Origin of the sequence: Paenibacillus nitricinens, from assembly GCF_052056485.1 — a bacterium.
GTDB lineage: Bacteria > Bacillota > Bacilli > Paenibacillales > Paenibacillaceae > Paenibacillus_AQ > Paenibacillus_AQ nitricinens.
In genome coordinates this window covers 3,227,140-3,249,466 of record NZ_CP183948.1, presented here as the reverse complement: position 1 = coordinate 3,249,466, position 22,327 = coordinate 3,227,140, and the positions used below count along the sequence as shown (strand labels likewise).

At 44.0% G+C, this 22,327-nt stretch carries 12 protein-coding genes and 1 pseudogene; 3 read left to right on the top strand and 10 right to left on the bottom strand.

Going from position 1 to position 22,327, the window contains the following annotated elements:
* Window positions 1–28: 28 nt before the first annotated feature.
* Window positions 29–76: pseudogene (locus ACN6KS_RS14460) on the top strand (hypothetical protein); the annotation flags it as partial.
* Window positions 77–724 carry a rhodanese-like domain-containing protein gene (locus ACN6KS_RS14455; RefSeq protein ID WP_440962294.1) on the top strand — a complete coding sequence of 216 codons (648 nt, stop codon included), beginning with the start codon at window positions 77–79 and terminating at the stop codon, window positions 722–724.
* Window positions 725–802: 78 nt separating this feature from the next.
* Here the strand turns inward: ACN6KS_RS14455 and ACN6KS_RS14450 are convergent, their stop codons facing one another.
* From ACN6KS_RS14450 to ACN6KS_RS14415, 8 genes are all read right to left on the bottom strand, one after another.
* Window positions 803–2,131 (bottom strand): family 43 glycosylhydrolase, encoded by a 1,329-nt coding sequence (locus ACN6KS_RS14450; protein ID WP_256989690.1) that lies wholly within the window; start codon window positions 2,129–2,131, stop codon window positions 803–805.
* Window positions 2,132–2,168: 37 nt separating this feature from the next.
* Entirely contained in the window at window positions 2,169–3,011 is an 843-nt protein-coding gene (locus ACN6KS_RS14445; protein ID WP_094868723.1) for an NAD-dependent epimerase/dehydratase family protein, read from the bottom strand.
* A gap of 38 nt (window positions 3,012–3,049) precedes the next feature.
* Window positions 3,050–4,273: an enolase C-terminal domain-like protein gene (locus ACN6KS_RS14440; protein WP_094868722.1), complete on the bottom strand. Its 1,224-nt coding sequence runs from the start codon at window positions 4,271–4,273 to the stop codon at window positions 3,050–3,052.
* Window positions 4,274–4,500: 227 nt separating this feature from the next.
* The gene (locus tag ACN6KS_RS14435; protein ID WP_440962293.1) at window positions 4,501–10,314 is read right to left on the bottom strand and encodes an S-layer homology domain-containing protein; all 5,814 of its coding nucleotides are present in this window, start codon (window positions 10,312–10,314) and stop codon (window positions 4,501–4,503) included.
* A gap of 234 nt (window positions 10,315–10,548) precedes the next feature.
* The gene (locus ACN6KS_RS14430) at window positions 10,549–12,111 is read right to left on the bottom strand and encodes an extracellular solute-binding protein (RefSeq protein WP_280786153.1); all 1,563 of its coding nucleotides are present in this window, start codon (window positions 12,109–12,111) and stop codon (window positions 10,549–10,551) included.
* 53 nt (window positions 12,112–12,164) lie between these two features.
* Window positions 12,165–13,049 (bottom strand): carbohydrate ABC transporter permease, encoded by an 885-nt coding sequence (locus ACN6KS_RS14425; RefSeq protein ID WP_094868719.1) that lies wholly within the window; start codon window positions 13,047–13,049, stop codon window positions 12,165–12,167.
* A gap of 56 nt (window positions 13,050–13,105) precedes the next feature.
* Window positions 13,106–14,032 (bottom strand): ABC transporter permease, encoded by a 927-nt coding sequence (locus ACN6KS_RS14420; RefSeq protein WP_094868718.1) that lies wholly within the window; start codon window positions 14,030–14,032, stop codon window positions 13,106–13,108.
* Window positions 14,033–14,241: 209 nt separating this feature from the next.
* Window positions 14,242–16,047 (bottom strand): cache domain-containing sensor histidine kinase, encoded by a 1,806-nt coding sequence (locus ACN6KS_RS14415; protein ID WP_440962292.1) that lies wholly within the window; start codon window positions 16,045–16,047, stop codon window positions 14,242–14,244.
* Between the two features lie 130 nt (window positions 16,048–16,177).
* Here ACN6KS_RS14415 and ACN6KS_RS14410 point away from each other — a divergent pair, with 130 nt between their 5' ends.
* Window positions 16,178–18,907, top strand: coding sequence for an alpha-mannosidase (locus tag ACN6KS_RS14410; protein WP_440962291.1), 2,730 nt, complete (start codon window positions 16,178–16,180; stop codon window positions 18,905–18,907).
* A 61-nt stretch (window positions 18,908–18,968) separates the two neighbouring features.
* On the opposite strand, the gene ACN6KS_RS14405 is transcribed toward ACN6KS_RS14410, so the two are convergent.
* Window positions 18,969–20,597 carry a response regulator transcription factor gene (locus tag ACN6KS_RS14405; protein WP_440962290.1) on the bottom strand — a complete coding sequence of 543 codons (1,629 nt, stop codon included), beginning with the start codon at window positions 20,595–20,597 and terminating at the stop codon, window positions 18,969–18,971.
* Window positions 20,598–20,818: 221 nt separating this feature from the next.
* A complete protein-coding gene (locus ACN6KS_RS14400; RefSeq protein ID WP_440962289.1) occupies window positions 20,819–22,297 on the bottom strand; it encodes an Lsa family ABC-F type ribosomal protection protein in 1,479 nt (492 codons plus the stop codon).
* Window positions 22,298–22,327: the final 30 nt, after the last annotated feature.

Genomic DNA, 22,327 nt, shown 5'->3' with positions numbered 1-22,327 from the left:
ATTCACAAAGCAAAAATTAGTTGACTATATATCTCAAAGTCCAAAATCCGTAAAAGGTTTAGTTAAAAATACGCAAATGACGGTTGCTAATGTTTCGCAGCATTTACAGACACTACACAACGCAAAGCTAGTAAGTTTCAAGAAGCAAGGAAATTTTGTTTTTTATGAATTAGCTGACTCTTCGATAATTGATTTCATACGCACGTTGCATAGTTTATCTGAGAAACAATTAGTTCAAGTACAACTAATTCAAAAAGAATTTCAAAACAAGCATTTTCAGATGGATGGATTGTCTTTGATCGAATTGAAAAACCGTATGGATAATGGTGAAGTTTTGCTGCTGGATGTAAGACCGAAGGAAGAATTTGATGAGGAACATATTCCAGGGGCTATATCTATTCCTATTGAAGAATTAAAAGAGAAGCTTGTATCCTTACCTTCAAATTGTGATGCAGTCGCTTATTGTAGAGGACCTTACTGTTTTATCCGTGGAGGCAATCGAATTATTAACAACAAAAGGGGGTTAATGCTTTTCGCTTGGAACAAAGGTCCAAGATTAGAACGAATTCATACAGCTTCTATCAATAAAAAGAGCGTTATTATTAGAGCCACTGTAATGGTCTTAACACAAATTATTATGATCGCAATTATGACAATGACTGGTGGTGGCCTCCTTGCTTTATTCCTGATTCCGGTCGTTCTGTCATCCCGAACTTTAAAATAATAACAAAGGGTGATCTCAAGCACGCTATGAGATTATCCTTTGTTATTTAGCGGTCCTGTTTTTAGAATAGCATTCGTTTTATCCTAAGAGTGGGCTAACTGTAATTTGATTAAGACTAATTTCGCCATGGCCACCACTAATTTTGAGCGTATTGATAGCACCCGGCAATAAATTCACTGTAATATTCGTATTTCTACTAAATTCCTGAGAACCACCTGTGGATAGGGCATTCAGGAGGGAATAATCCTTATCATTGACGTATAATCTCACTTTTGCCAGGCGTTCACGCGTAGCATATTGAAGTTCTATAGACGCTCTTCCCCCTTCACCTCCATCTACATTATTGATGAGAACGTAAGAACCTTCTGTTTGTAAGTGGCTCACCACCTGCTGACCCGATGCCAGTGTCTGTATTTCTGCTCCTCCAAAAACGATTCCCTCGGCTGCAGGATACGTCTTAAGATAAGGATTCGCTTCCGGTGCAGCTCCAAGCGAAGAGACGCCCTCTTTGGTCTGGATAACCGTCTTGATCGTACCGTCTTCGTTAAATTCTAGGTAATCGATACACACACTGCGCAGATTGCCTTCTCCAGAAATGGCTTGATTATGATAGAACAAATACCATTTCCCCTTGAACTCCACCACAGATCCATGCGTTGTTGAACAACCGGTCGGCTCCAGAAAGATTCCTCTGTACGTCCACGGACCTAACGGATTCTCACTGGTTGCGTATCTCATTCGATTATTGTTTTCTAAGTTATCGGCATAGGTGAGGTAGTACAGATTCTTTCTTTTAAATACCCAGGCTGCTTCATGAAAATCTTCTAGTCCTTCCATTTCGGTCATTCCATTCTTCAGAGACAACATATCCTCACTCAATTCCCCACCTAGACATACACTGCCCCCGCCGTAATACATATAGGCGCTATCCTCTTCGTCCACTATTACACATGGATCAATCAAGGCGAACCCGCCAAGCCCCGGAATATATCCCTGATCCTTAAAATCACTGGCTGGCTTCTTGCTGGTCGCTACCCCAATTTTCCACGAATCATTCCAATTTGAACCACTTGGATGAGGATAATAGAAATAGTAGGTTCCGTTCTTGTACGCACAGTCTGGAGCCCACATGAAACCGCCTTCAGGTCTGCCCCAAGAGACATCATCCGAACTAAGAATTTCGCCTTCATCCAACCAATTAACCATGTCCTGAGAGGAGAAAACATGATATCTGTCCATAAGATCACAACCTCTGGCCGGGTCCATATCATGAGATGCGTAAATATAAATCTTGCCATCCTTCCAGACATGGGCTGATGGATCTGCTGTATAGATAGACGTAATTACAGGGTTCAAGGATGTTTTCTGATTCGTTTCGACATATAGTTCTTGCTTGTTGTAAGTCACGCCAAATACCTCCTGAAATTTGTTTTTTGATTGGATGTTACTCTAACTCTGTATTAGACCATGAGTATTTTGGTTGCCAAGACAGGAGCTGTTTAGCTAAAGCATTACTAACGATAGCCTCTCTATCTAGGAATGGCTTACGCAAATCTACGACTTCAGGGTAGAAGCTCTTCAGCAGCTCTTCCGTTGTCCGGTCACTTAATGTATCATCTCCAGTGATATTCAGATGAATGGCTCCATTAAGCTTCGCATCTAAAGCGGCCATACAAGCGCTAACTGCATCGCGAATATCAATATAACTCCATAAAATATGTTTAAATGTCTCCGGTTTGGCTATCGCTAAATGTCGATAATCTCCTGGGCCAGTGATCATTGAGAATCGGAGTGAGGTCACCTGCATACCATTTCTCCGGTGAAACATTTCGGAGGTCAGTTCGTTGACAACCTTGGAGAGACCATAACATTCCTGCGGGAGCTGGGGATGATCTTCATCTACTGGAAAATAGTGCGGAGAGAATGGTTGTGGAGCCCAGGCAAACCCGTAAGAGGACTCACTAGAGCCCATAACTACTTTTCGAATACCCAAGAGTGAAGCCGCTTCCAGCACATGATATCCAGCCACCGTATTATTCGCATAAATATAAGCGTGTGGATAATGAATCGGAGCAGGTATAGCTGCCAAATGAACGATAGCGTCGACGCCTTCTAGCGATCCCACCACTTGCCCGAAATCATTTAGATCGACTTTAACCTGCTTACAACGGATTCGATCTGACAGATGATTATCTAATGACACGACATTATAATGCTGCTCTTGGAGCATCCCGATCACTTGAGAGCCGAGTTTGCCCCCTCCACCCGTAACTGCAATAGTGTTCATTTCAATATACCTCCTTTATCAGCTTTTTTTCTCTGAATCTAAGGGCGAACCAACGTTCCGTCCGCTTTGCGGTCCAGAGGATAAGGCCGATGATATGAACTAGAATTCCATTGTTCTCTGAGAAGAGATTTAGCCATCACTTCATCGATATCAATACCGAGTCCCGGTTTGTCAGAGGGGTACAGATACCCACGATGTCTGATGATATGACCTGGAAAAGCCTCTAACTCCTTCTCCTTAAAATGATTGATTTCCTGAATGCCGAAATTCCAGACTGCCATATCCAGATGCACTGCAGCGGCCTGGTTCACCGGATCATTCTCGCCACCTTCTTGCCAGGCTGTACGGACGCCGTAGATTTCACCCAGTGCAGCTATTTTACGACATGCGCTGATGCCACCTGCCTTGGAGACTCGTACCCGAATAAAATCAATCAGCTTCTCTTGCATAAGTCCTGTCCATTCCTGCGGATTCACGAACAACTCCCCTACCGCCTGCGGTGTGGCGCTCTGTTGTCGAAGCTGACGGTACCAGCCCATCTGCTCGGGTGCAAGTGCATCCTCTAAATAGAAAAGACTATATGGCTCTAAACGTTTTGAAAGTTGGATCGCATGGATAGGTGAAAGATGCTCATGAACATCATGCGTAAACTGAACCCCTGAACCAAATTCCACACGGAGCTTCTCGAACATGTCAGGAATGGTAGTCAGATAAGCATGCTCGTCAAATACAGGACCACTGCTCCAAGGATAGACTGGGAGGTTCGCTTCCTTTCCGCTAACAAAACCACCGCCTCCGTATCCTCCCATCTGGACGCGGATCACGGTGTATCCTTCTTCTATAAATTTATGAACCTCTTCCTTAAGCTCTGTGATATCGGCACCACCCGCATGGCCATAACAAGGCACCGCCGAACGACAGGCACCGCCCAGTAACTGATAGACTGGCAGCTTCGCTTCCTTGCCTTTGATATCCCACAAGGCCATATCAATGCCACCGATAGCCGTGTTCATAATCGCACCATTTCTCCAATAGCCGCTCATATGCATGAGATGCCAAAGATCTTCAATATTTGCCGGGTCACGACCCACAAGTAGTGGTGCAAGCAGTTGTTCAACCACTTGAACTACAGCCTCGGGATTGTACAAATCTGATGCGGAACCAACTCCGTACAAACCGTCCTGATCCGTCGTTACTTTCACAATAGTCCAGCTTCCATCGTGTCTAGTGCGGATGCATTTTATTCCTGTTATTTTTGCCATGATTTCACCATCCCCTTATGTGTCGCTTCTATTTTAATGCAATCATCGACACTTCCAAACGGGGCGTTATTAAACTTTCCATCCCATTTCTATCCTCTTATTTAATTGTAGAATGGCAGAAAGCAAAAAGCGTCCCAGACTGTCGTTAAACAACAGCTCAGGACGCCTTTTTAATTATCAGAAGCTTTATAATTACTCGGCTTCCTTTGCTATGGCAAATACTGACTTCACTTTAAGTTATAAATCCGATACAGAAGGACTGCGGTTTCCGCACGGGTTAGCTTACCTGAAGGATTCAGATGACTACCACTTCCTTGTAACAAACCTGCCTCTACTAACATGTTCATACTGGTATGCGCGTAACCGGAAATGTGACTCTCATCTTTAAAGCTGCTCAGTTTGACTTCCCCTAGTGGTGTCAGGAGTAACTCTTTGAGTTTCAAAGCTCGAACAATGAAGACGGCTGCATCTTCCCGACTAATGATCGCATCTGGCATAAATCTTCCGGTACCGACTCCGGTTGCAATACCCAGCGCTTTAGCCGTTTCAACTGCCTCGGCATAGTAAGCACTTGGGTCCACATCACTGAACGGTGTTGCTTCTGAGACGCTTAGACCCAATGTATCCACAAGCAGCTTCACAAAGTCGGCCCGTTTTATAGGTGCTGCCGGTTGAAAGGCTGTGTTTGAAACCCCTTGTATAATCCCTTTAGCTGCTAATTGCTCTATAGCATCCTGTGCCCACGGTACATTCTCTAAATCTGTGAAGGATAGAACATTGAACGATACCACATATTGCCCCAGATCCTGCACCTTAAAGACTACAGCACCCTCTTTATATTTTGCACCGGGTACAACCTTTGTCTTCATATCCTGAAGAATTTGTAAGATGCCTAGACTGGAAGATTTATTGACCTCGCTCGCTGGGAGGTTATAGGGAATCGCCAATGTAAGCAAAGAATTCTTATCACTCCAAGAAACGATTTTGCCACCTGAAACAATTGTAAGTTCTACTGCTGGAAGTTTACCCAGCTTATCCTGAATGTCTTTACTCCATTTCATACGGTCTGCATTTCGCAGATAGAAAGTAACCGTCGAATCGAGATCTTTTCGGATAGATGCCAGTAAGTTGCCCGATAGGTAAAGAGTACCTGTTGGCAGTACAAGCTCGAGTGTTTGCTCTGCAGTACCACTCGCTACGAATGTTGAAGGCAATTCAATACCATATCCTACAGCCCCATTAACTGCTGTTACCTGAACCGCTACCTGCTTTACTCCATTTTTATCAGTTCTTGCTTGTGCGAATGCTCTGGCAAGCTCTTCCGCTGTGACTACAGCGTTAGCACTTTTCGATAAGGGATCAAGAACTGGTAAGATCTTCACTTCAACAATACCATCGGCTCGTAGAGTGATTGATACGTTATTACTAGGCTTAGGGGTAGCGGATGGCACTGGTGCTGGTGTTTCTGTGCCAGGTCCTGGTGTTGGCTTCACGGGATCTGGATCAGGTTTACTCGGCACTCCGATAGCTGCCAATCTGGCAATCAAAGCCGTCTTCACCATTCCTGCAGGTAGCAGGCTTACAAAATTAGCAGCCGAATCTTGTCGTGTGGTATCCTTGTGAATCTCCGCTTGAGCAACCTGTGCCGTAGCAGACTGGATAAGTAAATCTGAATAATCACGATTCAACAGGATCAGTTCTCCATACAACGCAGCATCCTTACTAGAGCCAATCCCCTGATTGTACTCCATGAACCCCGAACGCCCTGCTCCATCGTTTTCATTGATCAATACCGTAAAACCAATTACATCTGAGGGTGAGAACGTATAACCAGCTTTGTGTAGTTCACTAAACGGAAGCGTCAGTTTATAAGTCGTCTGATGATTCGCCTCGTCACGAGTGATATCCGCCTGAACGTTATTCAGCGCTCCAGTCTGTACGCCCTCTGGTGCTCTCCATCTCCATTTGCTGACATTACCTTGGTTGTTCAAGGCAAAGCCTAATTCACTCACATTTTTACTGGATGAACCGTCCTTCTTGGACAGGTCTATACCAAGCTGTAAACTATCACCTTGCCAAATATCTCCGCCATTCCAGGTCTGTGCATGCACATCATCCTGAACTACAATAGTTGTGTACAAATTCTGTGCATCCCAATTTACATTGGCTTGTGCGCTGAGATCGTCTATGCCCTTCCATTGCCCGCCGACACTGGAATATTGGTCGATGCTCGACAATGTTATGGTCTGAGCAACCGCCGATTCCACTCCATGATGCTCGGCAAATGATTGCGCCAATCGGACAGAGGTTGTGTAAGTATAGCCATCATCCAGTGTAACGCGGTATTTCAGCGTATCACTCGACAAGTAAGGGAGCTCCATTTCCAAAGACTGCCCTAAAGCAATTTCTTTGAAGCGGACAGGTTTGAACCTGCCGGCATAAACGGAAGGCTGTAGCAACTCAATGCGCCCACTCAGCGCCAGTTCACTGGTCACATTAGTCACGGTTAGCACGTTTTTTGCTTTTTCCGGTTCGCCAGCATGAAATGGAGTTCTCTTAAGACTTAGTGCAACCGGAACCAGATTGGTGCCAAACACTTTATTTACGGCTTCGTTAACAAATTGCATGCCACCCTTAAAAATATTGTTCGTAATTACAAGTTTATCAATATCAGGTCCAGCATAAACATGCGTAGTACGTGGCTGCTGGAAGTAAGAATTATACAGCGTAGTATCACCACCTAGAGCATTAATCCCCCGCTCTCCGACAGTCGTGAAGTTCGCTTGTTGAATTCGAACCTTTCCAGCATGAACATCGATCGAACGAGTGGTGTCTCCCCACATAGAGGTGTTGAATAACGTCACTTTGGAATCGAAATCTTCGCCGATTACCACATAAACTTTATCAGAGGTGCTCATGGAAACGAGCTCGGTATTGATTAGAGACAGTCCCGCAGGCCCAGCACTGTCAATCACCGCCCCTTTTTTACTTCCATCCGTTCCGTGACCGATAACAATCGCTTCAGGACCAAAGCCATTCTGCTCCTCGAAATGAATACCATACATAGAGCCGTACACAAATGTGTTAAAGATGGTTTCCTGCTTCACATGTCCGACGCGAAATGCATCCAAATTATCCTTCTGATAGTTCCAGACTTTGTTGAAGTCAGCATCATTAGCCGGGTGATTCGGGTAATTGTTTCTTCCGTAATAATGCGGGTTGAATTGGACATTGCGAACCATGCCCCCCTCTGCTCCACCACCGATGTATATCCCTTCTTTTAGAGGAGAACCGGCAACATAATCAATATAATGTCCACTCGTATCATAGCTGCCAAAGTCGATGCCTTGATAGGAGTTGATCAAGGTAGTATTGATGGCGTACACGCCATGACCTTTCCCTTGGATCGTCCAAGAATAAGGTTTTACAGTGTTCCAATCCTGCTGGTCATAATATACTGACAAGCCTCTGACCCCGGAGGAAGCCTCCAATGTGATCAGTGGTGTTCCTTGCGGATCATTCTCCCCATAATTGGTGAACAGTACCGTTCCGCCACCAATCGTGTGGTGAGGCACATCCCAAGAACCCCGCAGCTCCACTCCTCTTGGTATCGTAATTGCCGAATTCACGCGATAGATCCCAGCCGGTAAGTAAACTGTACCTCCTCCAGCTAGTTTCGCATCATTTAAAGCTTGCTGCAGAATCGACGAGACATCGCTTTGTCCGCTTTTATCTGCTCCATAAGGCTGATCTGTTATATTGTATAATTCCACAGTTGTAGGTTTCGGTTGTTGAGCCAAATCGAGAGAGGCTACTTCAGGCAACGTCTCCAGATTGTATTTCTCATCCCAATGAATATTCAATTGCGCGGCGTCGCTCTCATTTTGCACCTGCAGCTTACCTTGATACCCAGAATTGATTGCATTCAGTTCTGCTGCAGTTCCTTGTAACAAAACATGATGTGTTGGTTTGGCAAAAGTAGATTGGCCAAGGATAAGTGAACCGGCCTTTGCTGTAATCGCGTATCCACCAGATTGGTCATCCCAATTCTCAAAACTGCTGTTCTCGAAAGAAAGTACACCTGTTCCATCGTTAAGAACTGCTTGATGGGGATTACCACCTACGGTTACTTTATTGAATTGAACGATAGATCGAAAGCCGGTTGTAGCGTGAATTGCTACCGGGTTCTCTCCCGCATCCGCCTTGAAGTTGCTATCAGAGATCAACAAGCCATAATCATTGACACCTTCAATTTTGAGTGCGGTCTCACTGTTCTCAATATTGATTTTGTAGAGCTGCGCATTTGCAGTTTCTAGACTGTCGGTTCGAGTTGTCATGCGCAGACCTGTCTTGAAGCCGGACAAGAATACATCAGACATGTATTCCCAGTCGGAGCGTCCCATAACAATCCCTTCGGCATGAGCAACAAGATATTCTGTTAACGTATTCTTTTGAGGCGATCCCGCCAGTCCTGAACCAGACCAATAATCTGGAGCTAGACGAAGATGTTCTATGCGTCCGATATCCGTTGTGAAATCAAGGAAAACCCCTGTATTTAAAACAGTGCCATATACATTTTTAATATAATGAAGCTCATTCCAGATCGGTCCGATCTTGATACCCTTATAAGCGTTAACTAAGGTCACGTTCTGAATCGTTGCACTATCGCCCGAAAGCTGCTCAAACGTCCATGGATATCCTGACGGATGTATAGCTGATTGTTCCGGGTACCAAATCGATAGATTAGTTACTCCACTGGAAGGAGAAAGCTGAATGAAGCTAGGTGCTTCCTCTTCTCCCTTGCCGCCATAGACATCCAGAATGGTCCCCTTCACTTCCTTGTTAACATCATCGGGGCTTAGCCAATCCCCGCGAAGTGTAACTCCGGTAGGAATGATTAGACTCCCATTCATCCTGTAATGTCCTTCCGGTGCAAAAACAACGCCGCCTCCACGATTGCCTGCTGCATTCAGTGCATCTTGAAAGGCCTGCGTATCATCTTTTATCCCATCCCCTTTAGCGCCAAAATCCTTCACATTACTATCAGCAATAACGACATCCTGTGTTGTATAATTAGTAGAATATACTTTAGTCTGCGCATCTATTGCTGTTCTCAATGTTTTATTGACTGTCACTGAGGAGAGATAGAGCTCAGGATTATTGGCTGGAGCCCCTGCTCCACTTACACCAATTCGAAAGTCTGCACCATTCGTGCCATTCGCAAAGTACGCATCGTTTAACTTAAACGTATAGCTTTTCCAGCTATTCGTATTCTTGTAAGTGTACAATGGAGCATCTTTGAATGGGGCTGATTCCGCGTCATACTGCAGCACCATGCTTCCATTGCCGCGATCATAATAATCTACGGTAACGAATACATCTTGCGTTTTGTTCTGAAATAAATAGTCATCATTTACATTGAAATAGAAATAGAGAATATTTTGCCCCGGATCACTGGCACTCACGGACTGGTTGGTCTGCCAATAGTCTTTACCATCCAGAATTCCCGTTTGTAATCCCGAAGCAGGCCCATCACCGGGTAATGCCGCAATTCCGTCGGATACCACTTGATTTCCCAGCTTGATGCTAACGCCATTTCGTGAATCCGCTTTCAGCTTCTTTGTAACTGTGACCGCAGCAACCTTTAAATCTCGGTTTGAGGCTGCATCTATCCCTCCACCTTCAACACTAAGCCGCATATCCGTACCGTTAGTTCCATTTGCGAACCGGATATCTTTTAAGGTAAACGTTTTGCTCTTCCAGGTCTTGGAGTCGCCATACTGAAATACTTCTCCATCCTTGAACGCCGCAGTCTGTGCATCGTACTGCAGTAGGAACTTTCCATTGCCTTCATCATAATAATCAACGGTAACATCTACATCATAATCATCACTGTTGTACAAGAATTCATCAGCTACATCTAGATAGATGTAGCTAGTTGCCAGATCTTTTCCTGTCTCCCAATAAGTGACCCCAGAAACTGTTCCGGTCTTCAGACCAGCTGGCGAGTCCCCAGCTCTAGCAGTAATACCATTCTCCATAGGTATTTCTCCTAAGCTGATATGCACGGATTCGGATTCGGCCTTCGCTGAGTTTAGCGGAAATTGAATACAGGACACAAAGAGCAGAATCGCTAATATTCGGGATAGCTGTACGCTGAGCTTTGACCGGGATTGATGTATACGCAAGTAACGCACCTCCAAGGATTATTAGTTGTTCATTTCAAAAAAAGAGGAAGCCCGCCGATGAAGGCGGCTTCCCCTTTGCCCTAAACCTTATTTTTTGGCAGCAAGATAAGCGTCTATTTGTTTCTGAGTTTCGGTAATAATTTTATCTAGTCCGTTTTTCTTTTGAGTCTCCACATAATCGGCTACAGCTTTATTAACGTCTTTCACCATCCCGTATTCAATCGGTCTGCTGAGCTCATCGGTGGCTTGATCGCGTTTAGCTATTTCATTCTTCATAGCGTCTTCGGCAATAAACAATCCATCGATAGGCGAATTCACATTGTTAGGCTGATTAGCAAAATCGGCTTCCTTTACCCAGAAATCTTTAGCATAGGTTGTAGTTGGGCGCATGAATTGTGGTTTCCAGAATGCCCATTGTCCACCCCACTCCATGTAATTGCTCGTAGAAGACTGCATGCCTTCTGGATAATCCGCTGCTTCACCGTTCAGCTCATAGGTTTTGCCTTCGATACCATATTGCAACAAATCATACAGCGTCTGATCGGTCTCCACCATATCGAGGAAACGCAGAACCCGGTCTGGATGTTTGGAGTTCACATTGATGGCAACAACATTGGCGAGCGCTGTTCGGTTAACATATTTCTTGTCTGGATACATAAGTGACATTCCTTGTTTATAGTTGGCATCGGAAAAGCCTGGATCTGCGTAAGCCCATTCATGAGAGGTTACCGTAAAGAGCAATTTACCATTTCTCCATTGATCCTCCGCACCTTCTTTATCGATCATAGCGTCTCTGTTGATCAGTTTGTCGTCATACCATTTTTTCGCCAAAAGTGAAGCTTCGAGGAAGAACGGCTGTTGTTCAACAGATTGAATAGTAATTTTCGGATCACTCAGATAGAAGCCTAACCCATGGAAGTTGAGATCAACCCATTCATCGCGGATATAATACAAAGATAGTGGTGTAGTACGGGAAAGCTTCTCGTTCGGGTAAGCCTTTTTCAGCTCACGAAGCAGATTGTCGACATCTTCAATCGTTTGAATCGAATCCGGAGCGATGTTAATGCCAGCTTTTTCAGCCAGATCTGAACGCCAGCCGGCAAATTTACGTTCATTCATTTTCATTGTCCATGGAAGTCCTACGATTTGTCCGTTAACCGTTGCAGCTCCTAATGTTCCTTGTTCTACATATTTCTTCTCAAGATTAGGCGCATATTTCGGGAGCAGATCATTTAAGGCCATGTAGGAGCCTTTCGCCGCCATTTGCTTATAGGAGAGCCAATCTCCATCAAAGTTCATATCCCAGTTGTCCCCGGATGCGGCCATGACTAGCATTTTTTCCTTAAAGTCTCCAAACGGAATGAAATTCACAGAGAACTTTACGTTTAGACCTTTGGATTTCACATAATCGCTGATCTTGGACCAAACCTCGTCTGTGGCTGCTTTTTTATCCCCACCAAAATAGAATTTGAGTGTAACCTCATCTTCACCTTTCGCGGTTTCTGTGTTAGTGCTAGTGTTGTTGTCTTTACTTTGATTTCCATCATTGGACGACGTATTTCCGCCACTTGAGCTACATGCGGACATAATCAGTCCTAGCAATAGCGTTGCTATCAGGACGATCTGAAATCTACCCATGCGTTTGCGCATCCTAATCTCCCCTTATACCTTTAATTTATACTATACGACATTCGTCGACATAGTTAACCTTTAACTGCTCCAACCATAAGTCCTTTAACAAAATAACGCTGCAGAAATGGATACAAGAAAATGATAGGTCCGATAGTTATGACCGTCAGCGCCATTTTGATAGACTCGGAAGGAATCTGAGCAGAAATTCGCTGCATCGCAGCCGCATTTCCGGAGTTCTTCAAGAAATCGACATTGGAGATCAGTGTGCGTAGCAGCAATTGTAGTGGCTGAAGTTCCTGTTTATCTACGAACATTAACCCGAGGAACCAGTCGTTCCAATATCCGAGAGCTACGAACAGCCCAACGGTCGCTAGAACGGGTAGAGCAAGTGGCATGATCAGCCTGGAGTAGATTCGGAATTCACCCGCACCGTCCATTTTTGCCGATTCATGCAAATCCTCAGGAATGGAGAGCATAAAGTTTCGAATAAGAAACATGTTGAAGGCATTGCCCAGCGAAGGAAGAATAAGTGCCCATATCGTATCTTTCAAATGCAGATATCTGACAATGACGATATACCAAGGCACTAACCCCCCACTAAAGAGCATGGTGATGATGACAAAGATGGAGAGAATATTCCTATATTTAAAAGAACGTCTTGCCATTACGTAAGCACCCATGCTAGTCAAGAAGAGTGACAAAGCAGTTCCGACAACAGTGACGAATGTGCTGACTCCGTACGCCTCAAAAATCCGATTGGAGCCAAGAAGCAAAATACGATAGGAATCAAACGTTATCGTCTTGGGCCAAATAGAATAGCCGTACTGCATAATATCTTTTTCTGTGCTCAGTGAGCCTGCGATGACCATGAGGAACGGAAACAGGCAGGCCAGACTGAATAGACCGATTACCAGAGCAATTAAAAACTGGCTGAGTGAAAATTTTCTGGCTAACATTGTGTCGGATGACCTCCTTAGAATTGAATGTATCTATACTTCGGGACAACTGACCTTTAGAATATCGCTGAGTCTTTGTCGATCTTCCGTGCGGCATAGTTACTGCTAAGTACGAGGAAGAAAGCAACAAAGGACTGTAGGAAGCCCGCAGCGGAAGCCATCCCAATATCACCCGATTTCCGTAAGCTCCGATAGACGAAGGTGTCAATAACATCTGTGGTTGGGAAGAGCAGCGAAGCGTCTCCTACCATGGCATAGAACATCCCGAAATCTGCATTCATAATTCTTCCAACCGCCAGTAATGTCAGGATAATAATTGTTGGTCGCAGCATCGGAATACTAATGTATCTAATTTGCTGCCATCTCGACGCTCCATCAATGGAAGCAGCTTCATAATAGGAACTGTCAATAGAGGTTAGCGCGGCCAAATAGATAATTGTGCCATAACCAGTGATTTTCCAGCGGGCAGCAATGGTTAAGATCGCCGGCCATAATTCATCCCGACTATAGAAGTCAATCGGTTGTAGATGTAGGTACTCCAGGAAGCGATTAATTGCTCCAGTCTCATAATTCATCAGATTATAAGCGAATACACCTACGACAATCCATGAGATAAAGAAAGGTAAAAAGGTTAAGGATTGCGTAATTCTTTTGAAATACTTATTGCGCATTTCATTCAGCAGTAGTGCAAACCCTACTTCAAATACGAGCCCTACTACTATGAAAAGAGCATTCAGGAGAATCGTGTTTCGAATGGCTCGAAAAGCCACCGGAGAAGAGAATACATAGTCAAAGTTGCTGAATAGCGGGTCCATCCAATCACTTCCGAAAATTCCTTTGGAGAAATCAAAATTTTTGAAGGCGATTACAAGACCAGCCAGCGGTAGATAGTTAAAGAGCAAGAACAGTACCCCGACGGGTAAGAACATGAGCAGCAAGGTGCGATTTTTGTACAGTTCCTTGAACACTCCGTTTAGTTTCATATCGATTTCCCTTTCGCTGTTTGGATAATTTAATTGTAAAAGAGTGGATATGCACTTACTATGAGTCAATCTTGCACTTTGTTGATTCATTTTTATCCTGATCACCGAGATACGTGATCAACAGTCTAAAAATAAAAGTAGCGATTCTCCGAGAAGGGAGAATCGCTACTACATAAGATTTTAACGATTTAATAGGTCTAGCTACTCGATTAATGGGTATCATCTGTTTTGGACAGTTCTTCGCCTACCTTCATGGGATGGCGCAACAAAATACGGGTTCCCCCTTCTGTTCCGATCTGAATCTGGAGCTTATACTCAGACCCAAAATACAGCTTCAAACGGTCATTCACATTTCTTAACCCTACACCTCGACGAGTTGTTGTATACATTTCCTCCTCCGCATCATCATGATCCAATTCATCAATGATACTCTGTGGAATGCCCTTTCCGTTATCTGCAATCTCGATGATCATATCTTCCTCTTCACGCCTAGCAGACACAATGATCTTCCCCTTCTCAAAGTCACTCCGCACACTATGTTGGATCGCATTCTCTACAAGTGGTTGTAGCAGCAAGCGAAGGAATGGGAAATCTAGCAAATCTTCATCTAAGGAATATAATATACGGATCGTTTTGCCCATACGGCCCTGCTCGATGAGCACATAAGCTTTCACTTGCTCTATCTCACGCCGCAGTGTAGTGATCTCCTTCCCTTGATTCAAACTCAACCGCAGGAGATTCCCAAGTGCAGATACCATTTCACTAATATCGCTGCGCCCGTGGTTCTCTGCCTTCCAGCGAATTGATTCAAGTGTATTATAGAGAAAATGTGGGTTGATCTGATGGCTCAGAACCTGAAACTCCAGTGCCTTTTTCTTTCGCTCGGAACGCCAAGCTTCTTGGATCAATACATCAATTCGTTGAACAAGGCTGCCAACCCCTCGATATAACCAGCCTACTTCATCTCTTCTTGGCGAAGTTAACGCTTCTGTTTGGAAATTCCCCTCCTCCATTCTCCGCATCAGCCTTACCAGACGTGCGATAGGTTGAGTGAAATACACTGTAATGTAGAAGACAACGGCAAAACAGCAGATGAGATAAATAATCAAGAAGATGATCAGCAAACGAGTCATTTCGTCACTTGATCCAGACAGTTCTTTCAATAACGTCAGACTGACAATCGCCCAAGGCTCACTGTCCAAGCTGACATAAGTAGTAAGATACTTGTGCCCGTCAATCTTAAGCGTCTGTGAGCCCTGCGAGTTCTGTTGAAGATGGGAGACGAATGAATTCGAAGGGAATTGGTTGCCTGCCCATTCATTGGAGGAGGAGTCATAATAAATGGTGCCATCCCGATTCATCAGCAGCAGCTTCTGATTTTTCAATTGCTCGGTGGGTGAGAAATAACGCTTCAAATGATCCTCTGAAATTTCTGTCACGACCATACCTCTGGGCTTCCGATCAAAGAGACCTGTAAAGCGCTTGATATACCCTAATAAAGGACGACCATATTTGCCTTGCTGTGGCATAAATAATTCCCACATTGGACCTACAGTTCCTTGTGACCGTTTAAACCATTCCTCTGACGTAATATTCGCCGCTTCTCCCAATGTATTCATATAAGAAGGATAAAGCGAAGGATTTATCGGATAGACCCGCACTCGGAAGGCATCGATTTGTGGAGTAGCCTGATAGAGTACAGTAAGCAGATTAACAGTGAAGTCCTCTTCTTCAGCAGGATTAGCTGGTGGATCAATCAGTAGATCTTGTACTCGTTTGTTGCCGATTAGAGTATTGACCTGATCATTAAGTGTATTCAGATAAATCTCAAAATTGTTGGTTGCTTGCTGGAGATAGCTCAGTGAAATCTTCGTATTCGTGTTTGTGATACCCTCAATAGACTTGATATGTGCAAAGTAAGCGAAAATAAGAAACGGCACAATAATGATCATTAAAAATACCAATATTATACGGTTCCTTAACGATGCGCCCAAACGCAGAGTGAACCGATTCATAACATTTCCTCCTTCCAGGCATATCGACAATAATCCCCGCGAAAATTTGCAATTCACTCATTGTGGTAAAAAATGCATTTACTATAATTAGGCTGTAGCGTTCATCATCTAATGGAAAAGAGGAAACGTATTGACTGGAGCTAGCAAAACCGTTGTACATGTCATTTCTCACACTCACTGGGATAGGGAATGGTATATGCCCTATGAAGCCCATCACGTTAAGCTTATTGAAACTATAGATTCCTTGATCGACACATTTGAATCCGACCCGGATTTTAAAAGCTTCTATTTAGATGGACAAACCATTATAGTGGAGGATTATTTGCAGGTTTATCCGGAGAAGCGTGAAATGATCCAAAAACTGTGCGATGATGGCAAGCTCTCCCTCGGGCCATGGTACATTCTTCAAGACGAATTCCTAACGAGCGGTGAAGCGAATGTTCGCAACCTGCAAATCGGACATCGTGATGCAAGGACATTCGGTCCCATCTCTAAGATCGGCTACTTCCCCGATTCTTTTGGCAATATGGGTCAAGCTGCGCAGATTCTTCAGCAAGCTGGTATCGATACGGCCGTCTTCGGCAGAGGGGTAAAAGCCACGGGTTTCAACAATCGTGTGGAAGAAACCTCTGACCAAGAATCTCCTTACTCTGAGCTGATCTGGCAATCCCCTGATGGCTCCAAAGTGCTTGGTATTCTCTTTGCGAATTGGTACAACAACGGCATGGAAATTCCTGTAGATCCTGACACAGCTAAAAGCTACTGGAATCATCGTCTTGCACGTGCCAGACAATACGCCTCCACCCGGCACTTACTGCTCATGAACGGCTGTGATCACCAGCCCATCCAAACCGATCTTTCTGAAGCTTTACGGGTTGCGCGTGATTTATATCCAGACTGCGAATTCATTCATTCTAATTATGATGATTATGTAAAAGCCATTAAAGAGGAGCTTCCCGATGACTTAACCCTAACTACAGGAGAGCTTCGCGGGCAACATACAGATGGCTGGTACTCCCTAGTGAATACTGCTTCAGCGAGGATATACATCAAGCAGCTTAACCAACAGAACCAGACGTTGCTTGAAAAAATAGCTGAGCCACTAGCCGCACTCGCACACGGATTAGGCAAACCTTATCCCCATGGTCTACTGCAATATGCCTGGAAGACTCTCATGCAGAACCATCCGCATGACAGCATTTGCGGCTGCAGCGTAGATGAGGTCTACCATGAGATGAAGACTCGGTTTGCAAAAAGCATGGAGGTCGGGTCAGCTCTCATAACTGAAAGCGCCAGATTCATTAGTGCTAAGGTCGACACCTCTATCTTCGCATCATTTGGAGAAGACGCCATTCCGTTCGTAGTTTATAATACTAGCGGCTATTCTAGCAGCAGCGTAGTGACCTTGGAAATTGAGTGGTCTCACCGTTTCTTCAATCAAAGTGAAGACCCAAGTGCCATATTCAAGCAAGTCTCGGACAGAACGCATGCCGAGGGCTACCTGGTCAACTCCCAAGGTGATCGATTAGACTGCACTGTTGAAGATCTGGGGGTACGCTTCGGTTACGAGCTGCCAAACGATAAATTCAGACAGCCTTATATGGCCCGTGCATTACGGCTAACCTTTGAGACAAAATCGCTTCCTGCCCTAGGACTGGCAACTTTTTCTTGGATTCCCACAAAGGATTCAGCGATACCAAAGACTTTATCAGGCACTATGATCACCGAAGACTTCACTATAGAGAATGAATATCTTCGAATCCGCGTGGCAGAAGATGGAAGCTTCTCTATGTTCGATAAAACCAGTGAACAGCTATACAGCGGTCTGGGTGTATACGAGGATGTCGGTGACATAGGCAATGAATACATTTTCAAACAACCCGAAGGTGATGTAGCCATAACTACACGCGGCATCCCTGCGGAGATTCACCTAACGGAGAATACCCCTTACAGAGCTGCTTTTGAAATCAGACATACCCTAGAAGTTCCGGTCTCAGCCGATGAACAGCTTCAGCAGGAAGTAGAAACCATGGTTGAGTTCCGGCAGCGGAAGTCAGTCCGGTCACAGCAGCTTGTCACTCTGAATATTGTGACCTGCATCAGTCTGCAGCGTGAAGGTCATTCCTTGCAAGTGCATACTCGTATCGACAATACTGCAAAGGATCATCGTCTCCGGGTTCTGCTACCATCTGGGGTTAAGGCAGCGCACCATTATGCCGATTCTGTCTTTGAAGTCGCCGAGCGCGAGACTGTACCTGCACCTGAATGGGAGAACCCAAGCAACTGCCAGCATATGCAGTCGTTTGTGGATGTACATGCTAATGAACGCGGCTTGACTGCATCTGGTAAAGGTCTGAACGAGTATGAGGTGTTGCAGGATGAAGAAGGTACTATTGCCCTAACACTCCTTCGTTCGATAGGTGAACTTGGCGACTGGGGCGTCTTCCATACCCCTGACGCTCAGTGCCTTGGCGTTAATGTAGCAGAGTGGAGCCTTATCCCGCATAGCGGAGGTGACAACCGCTTCGCGGCCTACCGTGAAGCCTACCGTTTTGCTGTTCCCGTCACTACTGTTCAGACAGGGATTCATGAAGGAACACTTCCTCCTGTGCACAGTTTTCTGGCATGGGAAGGTAAAGAAATAGCTTTTTCCAGCTTAAAAATCAATGAAGATAATGGAGATCTAATGGCACGCTGGTACAATCTCGCTGACACACCCTCCGATCTAAGTATTCATTCCCATGTGAATGCCAATCTGTACCTCAGCAACATTCTGGAGGAGAAAACATCCGTCGTTCAGTCACAACCACTTCCGGTAAGTAAGGCAGGGATTGTAACCATAGGGATCACGACTTCTTAAGTCTTAACACTCGTAAATATCCAGGCAACCCGATTCTACTGAACCGAGTCGCCTGGATTCTTTATTCTTCAGCAATTCCAAGCTGTCTTCTGAAATCCTTAGGTGTGCAGCCTACCTGTTTCTTGAAAAGCTTTGAGAAATGCACCGGGTCTTTGTAGCCGACCTGATAGGAAATTTGATAAATTTTAAACTGCACATCGTATAGCATTTCTTTTGCCTTTTTAATACGAATATCTGTTAAGTATTCGAGAAAGGTCATATGCAGTTCTTTCTTAAATAACTTACTAAGCCAAACCGGAGTTACGTGAACCGCAGAAGCTACAATTTGCAGCGTTAGGCTTTCAGCATAATCACGGTGTAAAATCTTCTCAGCTTCGCTAACAATTTGGCTGGGTGTATGCGAAAGCTTTCGAAAGTCGGCAGCAATCTCATGCAGAAAGATCTCTGTTTGTTCACGAAGCGCCTGCAGAGTATCGTATTGCTCCAACAGCTCCCAAACTGCGATAGGATTATTTTTCCAACTCTTAAGAACGGTTCCCTCCGCTCCCCGCCGGAACACTTCGAACAGCCATTCGAAAATTTTCTGCTGGATATCCCTTAGTTGTGTAAGATGCCAAGACTGTATCATCTCTATGAAGTTATCCATCGCTTTTGTTATATCATCATCCGAACCATATCGAACCAAATCAAGCATTTCTTCCGGGTTCTGAAGTGACAAGTTATCACTCTCACCGTCGTAAAATAGTCCTTGCTCAGTGAATAATCTGTTACCCCCATAAACCGCCTTTTGCTCCATTACACTTACAGCCTCAATATACATATGGTGCAAGTTTCTTGTATTGCCCGGTTTAGTCAGCATTCCTGCACTAGCAGTGATTTTGACAAAATCATTGATTCTTTGAATGAAGAGCTGTGCCATGCCCTGTGCGATATCCGAATGCTCCTGCGAAAGGCTCCCCAGCACAATAATCCAGCGGTTATAACGGTCCTTATAGAGAGCAGAAGGATGGGCGTATTCCTCTTCAAGCGTCTGATGTAACACATTACTAATCCCGAATAGAATCAGTTCCTTCTCATGCGGATTTTTATTCTCTATCGCTTTTAAATTATCAGCCTCAACGACAATCAACATCGTGGGCTCCTTTAGCATCCATTCAAGCTCCAATGTTTGAAGACGGTGGTATCTACGCATTTCAAGATTAGGGTCATAAACCTGCTCAATCATTTCCTTTAATAATTCCTCGCGCATTGTGGAGATGGCGAAGACCGCCTGATTCTTAAGCATTTGCCGGTTCCGATGATCCATCTCCTTTTTATTGATGTTCTCTATCGATTTATCTACCATTTTACCTAGTTCATCCAAATTAATTGGTTTCAAAATATAATCGCATACCCCTATTTTCATGGCCTGCTTGACCAGTTCAAAATCATCATAACCACTTACAATAATCTTCTCAGGCTTATACTCCTCTTCGGCAGATAAGGCGCTAAGGAATTCCAGACCAGACATGCGGTTCATCTTGATATCTGTAATAATCAGAGCGGGCCTGATCTCAAGTGCCGTACGTAAAGCCACATCACCATCATCCGCAACAAGAACCTCTGTAATATTGTAATTTTCCCAATGAAAGCGATTCCGCAATCCTTCACGAATCTCATATTCATCATCCACTATAAGTACACTAAGCATCTGATCTCCCTCCTGACTCACTTGGATGTACAACAATTTCTTTTGGAAATTATAGTCTTTAGTTTCATAGTACTCGACACGAGTTAGGATTGCACGGAGGTAATCCATAACTTTTATAGGGGGATATTAACTTGCTTTTTTAAATGCGCAGCGTTTGTAAAATAATACAAAAAAGCCGACAGATAAACTCTGTCGACTTCCCCTTCATTTCTTCATTTGTATTAAAGTTCAACGATTTTCGTAGCAACATTGTTGCAAAATTCCCGATCATGCTCCACAAAAACAAGAGTTGGCGTGTATTCAAGCAACAGCTCTTCAATCTGCATACGTGAAATGACATCAATAAAATTAAGCGGTTCATCCCAAATGTACAAATGAGCTTTCTCACTAAGACTTTTGGCAATCAGTACTTTTTTCTTTTGACCACCACTGTAAGTGGATATATCTTTATCAAATTGGATTCTAGAAAAATCAAGCTTTCGTAGAATAGATTTAAACAGACTTTCATCGATTCCGTTGTCTCTGGCATAATCCGTTAGATTCCCCTGAAGATTAGAGGTGTCTTGGGATACGTAGGAAATGATAAGCTGATTATCCTTTGTGAGAGTGCCTGTGAAATCTATATCCTCACCACACATCAATTTGATGATACTTGATTTACCTGAGCCGTTTTTACCCGACAGAGCAATACGCTCACCCTGCTCGATTGTGAAGCTTACGTCTGAACAAACCTTTTTTTCACCGTAAAAAATCGAAATATTGTCTAGCTCAGCAAGTTGACGTTTATGATAGTCAAGCCGTGTAATCTCTAGGTTCTCAGAATTTTCGATATTTTTAAGAAGCTTAGACTTTTCGTTGATCGCAGAATTTTGTCTTTGCTCAATGGCTTTAGAGCGTTTCATCATTTTAGCGGCCTTGTGTCCAATGTAGCCTTTATCTACCTTTGAGCCGGAATTTCTCGTTCCGTTTTTTGTTTTTTCCACTTCATGTGACCAGTTGCCTGTCCGTTTAGAAGAAGCAGATAAGCGTTTAATATCTCTTCTGAGTTTCTCGTCCTCTGCCAGCTCAAAGTTATCTTGTCTGACTTTATTCTCCCACCAGCTTGAAAAATTGCCTTTTTGAATTTCTATATTCGTCTTATTTATAGACAAAATATGGTCTACACAATTATCAAGAAAAGATCTGTCATGAGAGACCAGAATATATCCACTTTTCGTATTGAGATAATCACTGACCAGCTTTCTTGCCGTCATGTCTAAATGATTGGTAGGTTCATCGATCAATAGGAAGCTATTTTCCTTAATGAAGAGCGTGGCTAACAGCACTTTCGTCTGCTCTCCGTTAGACAATGAGTCAAAGGGCCGATATAACACATCTTCAGACACCTTTAATAATGAAAGTTCACGCAGTAATTTCCAATGAACATATTCCGGGAAAATCCCGCAGATCACATCCAGAGTATTAAGCTCCTTGTTATCCACTTGAAAAGGGAAATATTCAAAACTGACATGCGCAGAGATATTTCCGCTGTATTCATATTTTCCTAGTAATAAACTCAAAAAGGTGGTCTTTCCTCTACCGTTTCTTCCGGTAAATCCTAATTTCCAATCCGTATCGATTTGAAAGTTAACATTCTCAAAGATGTTATCGTAGCTGCCTTCATAGGCAAAGGTTAGATTGGTAACATTTATTAATGACATATAAGTATCCTCCTGTATAAAAAAATAAAA

Bases quoted from the DNA above. Each gene is read 5' to 3' on its own strand.
- ACN6KS_RS14455 (WP_440962294.1), top strand. From the start codon at position 77: ATGACGGTTGCTAATGTTTCGCAGCATTTACAGACACTACACAACGCA.
- ACN6KS_RS14445 (WP_094868723.1), bottom strand. From the start codon at position 3,011: ATGAACACTATTGCAGTTACGGGTGGAGGGGGCAAACTCGGCTCTCAA.
- ACN6KS_RS14440 (WP_094868722.1), bottom strand. From the start codon at position 4,273: ATGGCAAAAATAACAGGAATAAAATGCATCCGCACTAGACACGATGGA.
- ACN6KS_RS14435 (WP_440962293.1), bottom strand. From the start codon at position 10,314: ATGGAGAATGGTATTACTGCTAGAGCTGGGGACTCGCCAGCTGGTCTG.
- ACN6KS_RS14430 (WP_280786153.1), bottom strand. From the start codon at position 12,111: ATGCGCAAACGCATGGGTAGATTTCAGATCGTCCTGATAGCAACGCTA.
- ACN6KS_RS14425 (WP_094868719.1), bottom strand. From the start codon at position 13,049: ATGTTAGCCAGAAAATTTTCACTCAGCCAGTTTTTAATTGCTCTGGTA.
- ACN6KS_RS14420 (WP_094868718.1), bottom strand. From the start codon at position 14,032: ATGAAACTAAACGGAGTGTTCAAGGAACTGTACAAAAATCGCACCTTG.
- ACN6KS_RS14415 (WP_440962292.1), bottom strand. From the start codon at position 16,047: ATGAATCGGTTCACTCTGCGTTTGGGCGCATCGTTAAGGAACCGTATA.
- ACN6KS_RS14405 (WP_440962290.1), bottom strand. From the start codon at position 20,597: ATGCTTAGTGTACTTATAGTGGATGATGAATATGAGATTCGTGAAGGA.
- ACN6KS_RS14400 (WP_440962289.1), bottom strand. From the start codon at position 22,297: ATGTCATTAATAAATGTTACCAATCTAACCTTTGCCTATGAAGGCAGC.